The sequence below is a fragment of the Desulfobacter sp. genome, from assembly GCA_028768545.1.
Lineage (GTDB): Bacteria > Desulfobacterota > Desulfobacteria > Desulfobacterales > Desulfobacteraceae > Desulfobacter.
The window spans coordinates 56428-68701 of record CP054838.1 but is presented as its reverse complement, the minus strand read 5'-3'; the positions used below and the strand labels follow the sequence as shown (position 1 = coordinate 68701).

Genomic DNA, 12274 nt, shown 5'->3' with positions numbered 1-12274 from the left:
CTAGTAGTTTACATTAACGGTAATGGTTCCTGAATAGGCGCCCGGAGTCTGAGCAGCACCGATCTGGAGAAGGCCGCCAATATGAAGATCTCCTGTTGTGCCGGCTGTCAGAGCCAGGGTGCCGGGGTTGGTTCCCCCGCCGGTGGAGTAAGTGTGCATGCTTGCTGCCGTAAAGTCCATGGTGTGGGTGGCACCATCGTCAAGCTTATCTGCTGCAGATGTGCTGTCTGCAACGGTATAGGTGATATTGACTGTGGCATCCACAGGGCTGTCCACCTGCACGAGACCGCTGGTTCCCGGAACGGTTATGGATGCAAGACCGGAGTCCACGGCAGAGGCTGCAGCCCCTCCTGTGGCATCAATGAGAATATTGGCACCGCCTGTGACCACAATGGTTCCAAAATTTAAGTTGGTCACCGGGGTAAGGGTTAAAGAGGCCGTCTGAATGGTTGCGTTAGCCGTAATCGTAGTGGTGGCGGCAATGGCGCTTCCTGTCATTGTCATACACAAAAAGGCAATTACTGCAAAAAGGTAAGGTTTCAGTCTATAGCTCATTTTTTTTCCTTTCTCATTTCCGATGAATATCTTTTTATACCCTGATTCAGCTGTCCGGGTCCACCTTAAATCCAGACAGGTGACTATTCTTTTCGACATTGAAAAGCCTAAACTTTACCTCTTCTTTGAAAAAATTGAACTTTATCTGCCCAATTTTTTCTTTTTTTGAACATGGCGGGGAGGATTATCCCACCCCGAATTCCTCGGGCTTTAGCCGGGTGAGATAGTTGATCAGGGCTTTGTTTTTTTCAAATTCGAGTTTTTCTTTTTTAATGAAAATATTGAAATGATCTGCCCCGGGCTTGATGCCGGGAAAAGGATCCACAAGGATTTTTTGTTCAAGTTCCTGGATCACGGTGTACTTGGGAACAAATCCGATGCCTAAGCCTGAAATCGCTCCGTTGATGATCCCCCTGATATGGTTGATCTGAACCACATGTTTGAGGCAGGAGCGTTTGGCCTCGGGGATGGCCGTGATGAAGTTGCGCCACCAGGCCAGCTGTTTGTCGCTGGACAGGATATTGACCCGTTCAAGGTCGTCCAGGGTGGAGATGCCGTGGGTGCGTAAAAAATTCGGGGAGGCAATGGTCACATACTGCTCCTGGAACAGATAGATTCTTTCCAGGTTGGGCAGGGTGTGGGCAAAGCAGTCAATGATAAGATCCACCTCATCCCTGACCAGGGGGGGCTCTAAAGAATGGGAGAAAAAAAAGTCCAGATGAATGTCCGGGTGGGCATCTAAAAAGGCCCATATATGGTTGACCAGGATGGCTGTGCCGAACTCAACCGTGCTGCCGATGCGAATGGTGATCTGGGCCTCTTTTTTGTACCTGGAAATTTTCTGGTCTGCCTTTTCAATTTCATAGAAAATTTTTTCGCAGGACCTGTACAGGGCATGGCCGGCCGGGGTGAGATCCAGACTTTTGCCTTGGCGTTTGATCAAAGGGGTGTCAATTGAGATTTCAAGTTTTTTAATGGCATGGCTGACTGCCGACTGGGTCACAAAAAGAAGGGCTGCCGCCCGGGTGAAATTTTTCACCTTGGCCAGGGTAAAAAAGGTTTTAAGATGATAAAGGTCCATGGCTCAATAACTATGATTAAAATTCATATCAACGATAAATATTATGAATTTTACTTTAACTGTTCCGGGGTTATATTACAAGAATAATCATTTTAATTTCAGGAGATATTGTCATGACTGAATCATCCAAGCGCACGATTGATCCAAAAGAGATCAAGCAGATTTTAGACACTTTAGGCCTTGGCCAGGTCAATTTCGGGGCCACATCCGGTGCAACCCGGGGATGGATCAAGACCTGCGGGCCTGAACTGACCAGCTTTTCACCCATCAATGGCTCGCCCATTGCCCGGGTGATCCAGGCGGGCAGAGACGACTATGAAACCATTATGGCCCGTGCCGGCAAAGCCTTTGAGACGTTCCGCATGAGGCCGGCCCCCAAGCGGGGGGAAATCGTCCGGGATATCGGCAATGCCCTGAGAGAAAAAAAAGAGGCCCTGGGCGCCCTGGTCTCTCTTGAGACCGGAAAAATCAGGGCAGAAGGCTTGGGTGAAGTCCAGGAGATGATTGATATTGCCGATTTTGCCGTTGGGTTGAGCCGCCAGTTGTACGGGTTGACCATGCATTCGGAGCGGCCCATGCACAGGATGTACGAACAATGGCATCCCCTGGGGATCGTGGGCATTATTACCGCCTTTAATTTTCCTGTGGCGGTCTGGTCCTGGAATGCCCTCCTTGCCGGGGTGTGCGGGGATGCCTCTCTGTTCAAACCCAGTTCCAAAACCCCGCTGACGGCCATTGCCATTCAGAACATCATTGCCCCGGTGGTGGACAAATATGATATTGACGGGATTTTTAATCTGGTCATCGGCCCCAGGGACGAGGTGGGAGAGCCCTTGCTTCATGACGCCAGGATCCCTCTGATTTCAGCCACAGGTTCGACCGCCATGGGCAAGCATGTGGGCAAAGTGGTGGGCGGACGGCTGGGCCGTTCCCTTCTGGAGCTTGGGGGGAACAACGCCATTATTGTCACCGAGGATGCAGACATGGACATGGCCATCCGGGCCACCCTGTTCGGGGCTGTGGGCACGGCCGGTCAGCGCTGCACCTCCACCCGAAGGATTATTGTTCAGGCCTCTGTGCGGGAGACGTTTATCTCCGGCCTGGTCTCTGCCTATAAACAGGTGAAGATCGGCAATCCTTTGGATGAAGAGACCCTCATGGGGCCGCTCATTGATGAAGGTGCTGCCCTGGCCATGGACCAGGCCCTTGAGGCGGCAGTCTCCCAGGGCGGAACGGTCCTTTACGGCGGGGGCAGGACAAAAGTTGAGGGGTGTGAAAAGGGCAGTTATGTGATTCCGGCCCTGGTTCTGGCTGAAAATGAATTTCCCATTGTCCAGGAAGAGACCTTTGCCCCTATTCTTTACATTATTGAGTATGAAACGTTTGATGAGGCCCTGGCCATCCACAACAATGTGCCCCAGGGGCTTTCCTCTGCCGTGTTTACAGGTTCCATGCAATACCAGGAAGGGTTTTTATCCCACAAAGGATCTGACTGCGGCATTGCCAATGTGAACATCGGCACCTCGGGTGCTGAGATCGGCGGGGCATTTGGCGGGGAAAAAGAGACCGGCGGGGGCAGGGAATCCGGGTCTGATGCCTGGAGAATTTACATGAGACGACAGACCAATACCATCAACTGGGGCCAGGATCTTCCTTTGGCTCAGGGAATTGAATTTAATATCAGTGAGGATTAAAAAATGACCAATAGTGTATTTACATTGCCCAACCCTTATAATGAGCCGGTAAAAACTTTTGCTCCAGGCAGTCCTGAACGTGCCCGGCTCAAGGCGGAGCTTGACCGTCAACTGGGAGAACGAGTTGACGTCCCGGTCATTATCAATGGAGAGTGCCTTGAGACCAAAGATGTCAGGGAGATTGTCTGTCCCCATGACCATGGCCATATCCTGGGTCATGTTCACATGGCAGACGAAGGGCAGATCCGGGCGGCCGTTGATGCGGCCATGGCTGCCAAGCCGGCCTGGGAGGCCATGGACTGGGAGGAGCGGGCCGCCATTTTTCTCAAGGCCGCAGACCTGATCTCACAAAAATATACCCACAAGATCAATGCCGCCACCATGCTGGGCCAGTCCAAAAATGCATTCCAGGCAGAAATAGACGCCACCTGCGAGCTTGTGGATTTTTTACGGTTCAACGTCAAGTATATGGAAGAGATTTATACCCGCCAGCCCAGGAGTGAAAAAGGGGTGTGGAACCGGCTTGAATATCGCCCTTTGGAAGGCTTTGTCTTTGCCTTGAGCCCGTTTAATTTTACGGCCATTGCAGGGAACCTGTGCACGGCCCCGGCCATGATGGGCAATACCATTGTGTGGAAGCCTGCCACAACGGCAGTATTGTCAGGGTTTTTCCTCATGGAGATTTTCAAGGAGGCCGGCCTGCCCGACGGGGTGATCAATTTTGTTCCCTCAAAAGGCTCCCAGATCGGAGAGATTCTCCTCGGCCATAAAGATTTTGCCGGGATCCATTTTACAGGATCCACCAAGGTCTTCCAGGCCCTGTGGCAGAAAACCGGGGAAAATATCGATACCTATAAATCCTACCCCAGGATTGTGGGGGAAACCGGGGGCAAGGATTATATTTTTGTCCATGCGTCAGCCCCTGTGGATGAGGTGGTGACGGCAGCGGTCCGGGGTGCTTTTGAATTCCAGGGTCAGAAATGTTCTGCCTGTTCACGGATTTATCTGCCCCAGTCCCTGTGGCCGGAAATCCAGGCAAAACTGGAACAAAAGATTGCCACCATCAAGACGGGTCCGGTTACGGAATTTAAAAATTTTGTCAATGCCGTGATTGACGAGCATGCCTTTGATACCATTGACGGGTATATTTCACGGGCCCAGGCCTCAGACAAGGCCCAGGTCATCATCGGGGGAAAAACGGACAAGTCTCAGGGATATTTTATCGAACCCACGGTGATTTTGGCCCAAGATCCCTCCTACGAGACCCTGGCCCAGGAAATTTTCGGACCGGTCCTGACCGTTTATGTTTATGCGGATAAGGATGAGGATGCGACCTTGGATCTTCTGGACAATACCAGTCCCTATGCTTTGACCGGGGCCATTTTTGCAGAGAACAGGGCCGTGGTCAACCGCCTCATGGCAAGGCTGACCCACACGGCCGGCAATTTTTATATCAATGACAAGCCCACCGGGGCTGTGGTGGGCCAGCAGCCATTCGGCGGCGGGCGTAAAAGCGGGACCAATGATAAGGCAGGAAGCTATCTTAACCTGATCCGATGGACCTCTCCGAGAACCATCAAAGAGACTTTTGTTCCGCCTGAAGACTATCCCTATCCCTTTATGGCGGATGCCAAAGAATAATGCTGAAATATAATTAATTGCCCCTTTGTAAAGGAAAGAAGAAAAGCTGAAAATTAGTAATAGTTAATTTTCAGCTTTTCTGTTATGGTTCGTTGCAAAAAAAACAGGTTATAAAAAGGGGCGGTTGTGGACGATTGTATTCAGGAGATGACCCCGCGAATGATGCCGGACCTTAAGAAAAGGTCTTTTGTGGGGATTTTTATATATACGATTGCATTGGGGGTGGTGGTTTTCTCCGATGGATATTTTTTCCGTCATCCAGGGTTCTCAAGTTTGTTTTTTTTCTCCATTACCGGCATCTGCCTGCTTCGCTTTGTCTATGTCCTGATGGAGCCCTGGCTGCGAACCTGGATGGGCAAAACCAACCAGGCCCTTTTTTTTGCCGGGGTGGGATTCACGGCCCTGATTTGGGGGGTCGGATTTGCAAAGGTTATGACCCAGCTTCAAGAGATGCATATCCAGATGCTCATGGTGGTCTGCACCATCGGCATATGTGCCGGCGGCTGCATGTCTTTCAGCCCCAATTTATGGGCGGCTATTTTTTTTAAGGTTCATCCGATTAATGCGTACCTTTTATTGTGAAGGTCCAAAAGTTTCAACCTGAAAAACTCCGAATCCCTGTATCCATAAGCTTTCCGTTTCATGGTTTTTATCTTGTTATTTGTCCCTTCTAAAGGACCTGTAGATATCCTGTAATCATAGTATGAAAGGATTCTTTGCCTGTGCACAGCCAAGGTCTTGGCAAATTTCATCAACATTGGAATTTTGGAAATATTGGCCAGATTGATCCAATTGCTGACTATCTTTTCAGCTGTTTCTTTTTTCTTTTGATTCCATATTTGCCTGAGTTCCTCTTTCATGTAGTAGACTACCAATAGCGGCTGATTTATTTTCAATGCTTCTTCTAACCGTTGGGCCTCCTTCTTGTCATCACTGAGGTTTTCGGGATTTTTTAACAAAAGCCACCGGACTCCCTTCAGAAGTTTTTGTTGCCCGGTATTGGCAAGAAGGTTGTAGAGCTTTCGCCTGAAATCCGACAGTTTCTCATTGAACAATTTAACAACATGAAATCTGTCAAAGACAATTGCTGAACCAGAAAGATTTTCAATAACAGCACTCAAGTATGCCGGGGACATATCGATGCTGACGGCTTTGATTTTTGCTTTCGATATTTTCACTTTTGTCCAAAAAGATTTCAAAGCTTCACCACCTTTTCCTTCTCCCACGTGCAGAATTCTACCGGATTCCAGATCCATCACGATGGTCAAGTATTTATGCCCTTTCCCTATGGAAATTTCATCTATGGCAATCTGCCGGACTTTCTCAAGGGGGATATTTCGATAACGCCTCAGCAGGTCTTCTTTCTGGATCTGCTTTATCGTATCCCAGCTGATCCTTAAATGGATGGCAATATCTTTGATTGTCATGAACTGAGACAACTCCAAGACATACCGTTCAAAAGCCCGGGTATAGCTTTTCCCCTCCTGGGCAAAGGATAGTTTGATTTGCCGGACAAATTGACAGAACGAACACCAAATTCTCTGGATAGCCGTCCTGAGAATCACGGGTTTTGAACCTACCGGTATTGTTCTGAGATCTCTTGTCACAATCCCTTTCCTGGTGACGGACCTGGAATTACATTCCGGGCATTTTACCGCCTCCGGTTTTGGTATGAGTTCAAAAGTGATTATTCCACCGATGAAACGTGTTGTTTTATAAAAGTAGTCACGAAGGCCAAAGGCATGGTATATGAAGCTTGTGGACATTAATTCATTCTCCGATTTTGTGCGAATAACACAAAAAAATTAGAACATGATCATGTTCACACCATCATTTCAAGCATAAAAATCCTTACTGTGTTATTGCCTTCCCAGTGATGTTTCTCAGTCCAGGTACGCGATTTTCTGATGAACCTTTTTTAATATGTTTACCCTCTGGCCCGGTGCTTTTGTTGCAGCTTTTTGGGAGGTTAATCTGCCCTTGCTTGTCCTGCTTTGCATGTTTTCAGCCTATATGGCGTTCATGTCCATCCGGGGCAATACAGAGTACCATACGGCCCTTAAGAACGAGGCCCTGCTTGAACAGGAAACAAAAGGCCTTGAAAAGATTTCCAATTCAGACGGGCTCACAGGGCTTTACAACCGCAGATATTTTGATACGGCATTGGAGATTCAGTGGCAGGAGGCCATGCGCAATAAATCACGGTTGTCATTGATGATTGCGGATATTGATTCTTTCAAACAGGTTAACGACAGATTTGGTCATCTTTGCGGGGACGAGTATTTAAAAATGATTTCTCACATCCTTGGCCAGGTGTTCAGGCGCAAGACCGATATCATTGCACGGTTTGGAGGAGAGGAGTTTGTGGTATTGATGTCGGATTTGCCCCCGGGTGCAGCCCATGGGCTGGCAGAGGATTTCAGGCAGAAAATTGAACGCTCTGAGTTGACCTTTGAATCTAAGACCGTCCAAACAACGGTCAGTATGGGGGTGGCCCAGGTCTTACCCTGCAAGGGGCAGCAAATGCAGACCCTGATTTCCCGGGCCGATACCATGCTTTACAAGGCCAAGGAAAAAGGCCGGAACCGGGTTGAAATCTATCAAGAATAAAATTTAATAAGAAAATAAATTGGACAAGGTCCTAGTTTGCCCTTACTTTGTTCAAAGTTTGGTTATGCATATCTTGACGGGGTATTTTTAAAAATCACCGGGGAAAGAGTTGACCCCCGGGCATCAGATTCCATCCAATCCATTCTGGAATCTCAAAGGAAAGGTTTTATGAGCAACGCAATTAAATCAGGGGACACCATTGCCGTAGATTATACGGGAAAACTTAAAAACGGCGAGGTGTTTGATACATCCGAAGGCAAAGACCCCCTGGCATTTACCGTGGGAGCGGGCATGCTGATCAAAGGGTTTGACCAGGCGGTTGTGGGCATGAAAAAAGGGGAATCAAAAACCGTAACCATTCCCCCTGAAATGGGATACGGCCTTAGAAACGAGGAGGCCTTTGTGGATGTGCCCAAACAACATATCCCGGATGAAATTCCCCTGGTTGAAGGGCTTGAACTCGAGCTTCAGGATCCCGAAGGACGCCCTGTCCCGGCCCGGGTGGCAGAAATTACCGATGATATGGTCAAGATGGATATCAATCATTTTTTGGCCGGTGAGACCCTGGTTTTTGACATCACCGTCGCAGCAACAGGACTGACCCCGCCGAGTCATGACTGCGGCTGCGGTTGCGGCACAGACGCCAAAGACTGCGGTTCAGGCTGTGAAGGGTCCTGCACTCATTAAGCCTTTGTTTTTATCGGTCCGGAGCCCTTTGGGGCTCCGGACCTTTTTTCTTTGGGTCAGGTGGTTTCAGGGGCTTTTTTATCATTTCCCATGCCTTTGTGAGCATCTTTAAACACCTTCCATTCCGCCTTGTTCAACTGACCGTCCTTATCCGTGTCCAGGGTGTTGAATCCCCTTTGACTGGTTTGTGGAAAGAGGGCCTTGAATTCTTCAAAACTTACCCCCTGGCTTTTATCCAGGTCCATATCCTCAAAACTTGTATTTTGAATTCTGCCCATTTTATGGGGATTTTGATCGGTATGGCCTTTTTTGCACTCGGCATGGGCCAGGCCGAATCCAAAAACAAGGATCGCCAGGCTAAAATAAACACTTAAACGTTTCATTGAATCGCTCCGTTTTCTATGGTTGGGTTAAAAGGGTCTGGCCGTTTGTCTTAAGATTGGATCCGCAATCATAGTGCCAAAAAATAAAAACTTATTTATTTCAAAGAGTTGCGATTTTTTGCAAAAATGTATTTGTCTCAAGGCACAAGAAGAAGAGACAGATTCCTCGGATTTTGTATCAAATCTGTCTCATTTTGCGGTGAGTATGGATTTAATTAAAAATTTAAAATTTTTTGGGTTTTCTCCCACCCGGCGGATGGCATAGGGCCAGATATCCTTTCCATAGGGAAGGTAGATCCGGACCTGGAAATTTCGGTTTGTCAGGTTTTTCTGAAGTTCGGGCCTGACACCTAAAAGCATTTCAAATTCAAATTGATCAGCAGAAATTTTTCGCGCCTGGGCCTTGGCGATGATTTTTTTTATGAGGATTGGGTCATGGGTGGCAAAAACGGGAAATACGCCTTGTTCAATGGCTTGGGGATCCAAAAGCCGGTCTGCCAGGGACAGATAGGCCCGGTCCACGGCATTGCCCGGCTGAAGGGCGATCTTTGGTTTCTCTGCAAACGCTCCTTTGACCAGCCGGACCGCAGTGCTTTTTTCCATGACAGGGCCGAGGTCCCCGGGAGTTCTGATCAGGCAGACCCTGGGATCTCAGGTTGTGGAAAATGTTCAGGGTATCCCGGGTCACCGCTGCATCTTCCATATCCATCATCAGCAGGTCCCTGGATCCCGCCCTTGCCCCTTGTTTGATCCAATAGGCAAGATCTTCAAGGTTATTCTGACAGCATCTTTTTGAAATCATGAGTCCTGCCTGGGTGGGGGCAATGGAGGTGTGAAGATTCAGCCCGACCCTGCGGGCAAGCAATATAGTTGTTTTAAGCGATGTAATTGTCTGGTCAATCACCCGGGCATCCCTGATATATTCACCAAGACAGAAAAAGGACGTACCCATGCCCGAGGATTTAAGGTCCAGGGATTTTCCAATCAAATCAGATTCATCCTTTCCCCCGATATACCGTTGGCCCAGTTTCCGGACCAGGGATTTGTTTTCCACGGCCTGTTTGATTTTAGGATGGGTGGCCAGATATATCATTGCCTTTTGCCATAGATTCACGGCCATTCTCCTTTATTTTAACAGGGGCAAGGCCCCGGTGAGTTTTTCTATGGACAGTTTCGGGCCTTTCAGGCAGATCCCTGAAAAATCAATATCCCGGGTGGCCAGGGCTGCCAGTTTTTTGCCGTATTCCTCATAATGGCGGCTTTTCTGGGCAATGGTGTTAAACCCGAGGATTTCAATGCCCTTTATCTTGCGGGCTTTATCATAAATGGTTTTTAACCCTTGGCTGTCCAAGCCCAGGATGGGGATGTTTTTTTGGGTGATGCCCGGATGGAGAGTGCCTGAATGATCCAACAGGTCCGGTCCGATAATGGCGGGGTGCCGATGTCCCAGACTGATGCCCAGAACGGCAGCGGTATTGGCTGCCAGGCCAGGTCCAAGGGACGGGTTCACCAGAATGACGATTTTCATTTTTCCTCCTGAATGTTTATTGGGTTATATGAAAAAAAAATCAGGCCAATCTCTTGAGGTCTTTCATGATTTGCTGTGGGCAAAACCAGGGGAGATGCCAGGTCGGCCATGGCCGTTATTCAGGACATATTATCCAAGGAAAAATTTTTAAGATTGTAAAAAATTGCAGATGATTTATTTATAGGCTGAAGGTCGGATGCCCACGACGTTTTTAAAGGTTTTTACAAAATGGCTCTGGTCGAAAAATCCGCAGGCAGCAGCGGTATCTGCAACGGTATGGGATTGTTTGAGCATTGTTTTGGCCAGAAGAATTCGTTTGTTGATCACATACGCATGCGGGGGCAGGTGCCAGCGTTTTTTAAACCTTCGTAAGATGGAAAATTTATTCATCCCTGTCAGGGTTTCAAGATCTTCCAATTGGATATCCCGGGTAAAGTGATTGTCCAAAAAGGCTTTGACCGGGTCCAAGTCTTTTTGTTCAGGACTGTTCGGCTCGGGTCCGGGTGTCAGGCCGAATACGGAGAATAAAATTTGGGCCAGAAAAAATATGGCATGGGTCTCTTCAAGCATCCGATCTTTTGATTTTTCAAACAGGTCAAAAAACAGGTTTTTTTCATCGCGCATTTCAGGCGTTAAAGATGCTGTGCCGGCTTTGATTGAATTCATGTCCAGGTTAAATGTTGTTTGGAGCCATTCAGGAGAAATATAGAGCATTTTAAAAATAAACTGATCCGCATTTTTAGGCTGGCAAAGGTGGATGGTTCCTGGCGGGATGAGAATCACCTGGTTTTCCATTATATTAAATTCCAAGGGCTGGCAGATAATTTTTGAGGACCCTTTTTCCACAAACCCAAAGGAGAGGGTGTCATGGGAATGCCTGCGCACTGAATAGGTTCTTTCTGCCCCTGCCTTGACCTCCATAAAAGGAATACTTTGATTGCGAAGGATGCGGGTGGCCCTGTTTTTTTTCATGCCAGGGATATACCGGATTTACCCCATGGGATCAACTCCAAAGTTCAGATCCAACTCCCTATAATCAAAATTGATTTTTCAATCCCGGGGTGGTATCTATGATGGTAAAATCCGAATAGAATCTGTCCTGGTATTATGACCGGGGCGGGTTTATATTAATTTTCAATGGCGGGGAAATTGAAATGACTACATTGTCGGGGGCGCCGGACGTAGAAAAACAGGTTCATGACCTTCATGAAATTTTAGAAATTACCAATCGCATGGCAGTGGAAAAAAACCTTGACCTGTTGTTGAAAATTATCATGGAGGGTGCCACAAGGGTGTTGAACGCTGATGTGAGTTCTATCTTTCTCTGCGATTATGGAAATAATGAATTTTATTCCAGATTTATTCAGCAGTCCGGGGTCAACGAGATCCGCTTCCCTTTGGACAAGGGCATTGCCGGCAGTGTCGCCCAGACCCGCAAACCCATCAATATCGAAGATGCTTACAAGGACAGCCGGTTCAACCCGGATGTGGACAAGGAAACCGATTACCGCACCAAAAGTATTTTGTGCATGCCCCTGATTACCCGGGAGGGGGATGTCATCGGGATGACCCAGGTCTTGAACAAAAAGCACGGGGTGTTTACCGAATATGATGAAAAACTGCTGGGGGTATTTTCCAATAATGCGGCCGTGGCCATTGAAAATACAATGCTTCATGAAGAAAATGAACTTTTGTTTAAAAGTCTGGTTTCGAGCTTGTCAAAAACCATTGATGCCCGGGACCCGGTCACAGCCGGGCATTCACAGCGGGTGGCCCTGTACTCGTCACGGCTGGCCCATGCCTGCGGACTTGACGACGATGCCTTAAATGAAATGGAAGTGGCCTCCTGGCTCCATGATATCGGTAAGATCGGGGTCAGGGATGATGTGCTTTTAAAGGCGGACCGTCTTACCCCCGAAGAGTATAAAAAGGTCCAGGAGCATGCGGCCTATACCAGCGAGATTTTAGAACAGGTCCACTTTTCAAGGGATTTGAAGAATGTGCCTTTGGGCGCATTCCTATTTTCCCGGTTTTAAAAAGGCCTGTCTTTTAGAGCAAAAAGAATGATATCCTCTGTTACGCTGAAATGAACATA

Annotated in this window: 13 protein-coding genes; 6 read left to right on the top strand and 7 right to left on the bottom strand. The window is 48.1% G+C overall.

The window, feature by feature from the left end:
* Both HUN05_00365 and HUN05_00360 read right to left on the bottom strand, forming a co-directional pair.
* On the bottom strand, positions 1–555 hold the full coding sequence (locus HUN05_00365; protein WDP83811.1) for a DUF4402 domain-containing protein: 555 nt from the start codon (positions 553–555) through the stop codon (positions 1–3).
* A gap of 184 nt (positions 556–739) precedes the next feature.
* Positions 740–1636 (bottom strand): LysR family transcriptional regulator, encoded by an 897-nt coding sequence (locus HUN05_00360; protein WDP83810.1) that lies wholly within the window; start codon positions 1634–1636, stop codon positions 740–742.
* A gap of 113 nt (positions 1637–1749) precedes the next feature.
* Between HUN05_00360 and HUN05_00355 the strand changes: the two genes are divergently transcribed.
* The 3 genes from HUN05_00355 (at position 1750) to HUN05_00345 (ending at position 5553) form a co-directional block, all read left to right on the top strand.
* Positions 1750–3330 (top strand): aldehyde dehydrogenase family protein, encoded by a 1581-nt coding sequence (locus tag HUN05_00355; GenBank protein WDP83809.1) that lies wholly within the window; start codon positions 1750–1752, stop codon positions 3328–3330.
* Between the two features lie 3 nt (positions 3331–3333).
* The gene (pruA, locus tag HUN05_00350) at positions 3334–4971 is read left to right on the top strand and encodes an L-glutamate gamma-semialdehyde dehydrogenase (GenBank protein WDP83808.1); all 1638 of its coding nucleotides are present in this window, start codon (positions 3334–3336) and stop codon (positions 4969–4971) included.
* Positions 4972–5097: 126 nt separating this feature from the next.
* Entirely contained in the window at positions 5098–5553 is a 456-nt protein-coding gene (locus tag HUN05_00345) for a hypothetical protein (GenBank protein WDP83807.1), read from the top strand.
* Here the strand turns inward: HUN05_00345 and HUN05_00340 are convergent.
* Positions 5523–6737: an ISL3 family transposase gene (locus HUN05_00340; GenBank protein WDP83806.1), complete on the bottom strand. Its 1215-nt coding sequence runs from the start codon at positions 6735–6737 to the stop codon at positions 5523–5525. The genes HUN05_00345 and HUN05_00340 overlap by 31 nt on opposite strands.
* A 214-nt stretch (positions 6738–6951) precedes the next feature.
* Between HUN05_00340 and HUN05_00335 the strand changes: the two genes are divergently transcribed.
* Entirely contained in the window at positions 6952–7581 is a 630-nt protein-coding gene (locus HUN05_00335; GenBank protein WDP83805.1) for a GGDEF domain-containing protein, read from the top strand.
* 168 nt (positions 7582–7749) lie between these two features.
* Positions 7750–8268, top strand: a complete 519-nt coding sequence (locus tag HUN05_00330; GenBank protein WDP83804.1) for a peptidylprolyl isomerase — start codon at positions 7750–7752, stop codon at positions 8266–8268.
* A 56-nt stretch (positions 8269–8324) separates the two neighbouring features.
* Here the strand turns inward: HUN05_00330 and HUN05_00325 are convergent, their stop codons facing one another.
* The 4 genes from HUN05_00325 to HUN05_00310 all read right to left on the bottom strand — a co-directional run bounded on the left by HUN05_00325 (position 8325) and on the right by HUN05_00310 (position 11151).
* Positions 8325–8651 carry a hypothetical protein gene (locus HUN05_00325; protein WDP83803.1) on the bottom strand — a complete coding sequence of 109 codons (327 nt, stop codon included), beginning with the start codon at positions 8649–8651 and terminating at the stop codon, positions 8325–8327.
* A 189-nt stretch (positions 8652–8840) separates the two neighbouring features.
* Positions 8841–9254 (bottom strand): proline dehydrogenase family protein, encoded by a 414-nt coding sequence (locus HUN05_00320; protein ID WDP83802.1) that lies wholly within the window; start codon positions 9252–9254, stop codon positions 8841–8843.
* 523 nt (positions 9255–9777) lie between these two features.
* Entirely contained in the window at positions 9778–10179 is a 402-nt protein-coding gene (locus tag HUN05_00315; protein ID WDP83801.1) for a DUF2000 domain-containing protein, read from the bottom strand.
* Between the two features lie 174 nt (positions 10180–10353).
* Positions 10354–11151, bottom strand: a complete 798-nt coding sequence (locus tag HUN05_00310; GenBank protein ID WDP83800.1) for a helix-turn-helix transcriptional regulator — start codon at positions 11149–11151, stop codon at positions 10354–10356.
* Positions 11152–11333: 182 nt separating this feature from the next.
* Between HUN05_00310 and HUN05_00305 the strand changes: the two genes are divergently transcribed.
* On the top strand, positions 11334–12215 hold the full coding sequence (locus tag HUN05_00305; protein WDP83799.1) for a GAF domain-containing protein: 882 nt from the start codon (positions 11334–11336) through the stop codon (positions 12213–12215).
* The last annotated feature ends 59 nt before the right edge of the window (positions 12216–12274 follow it).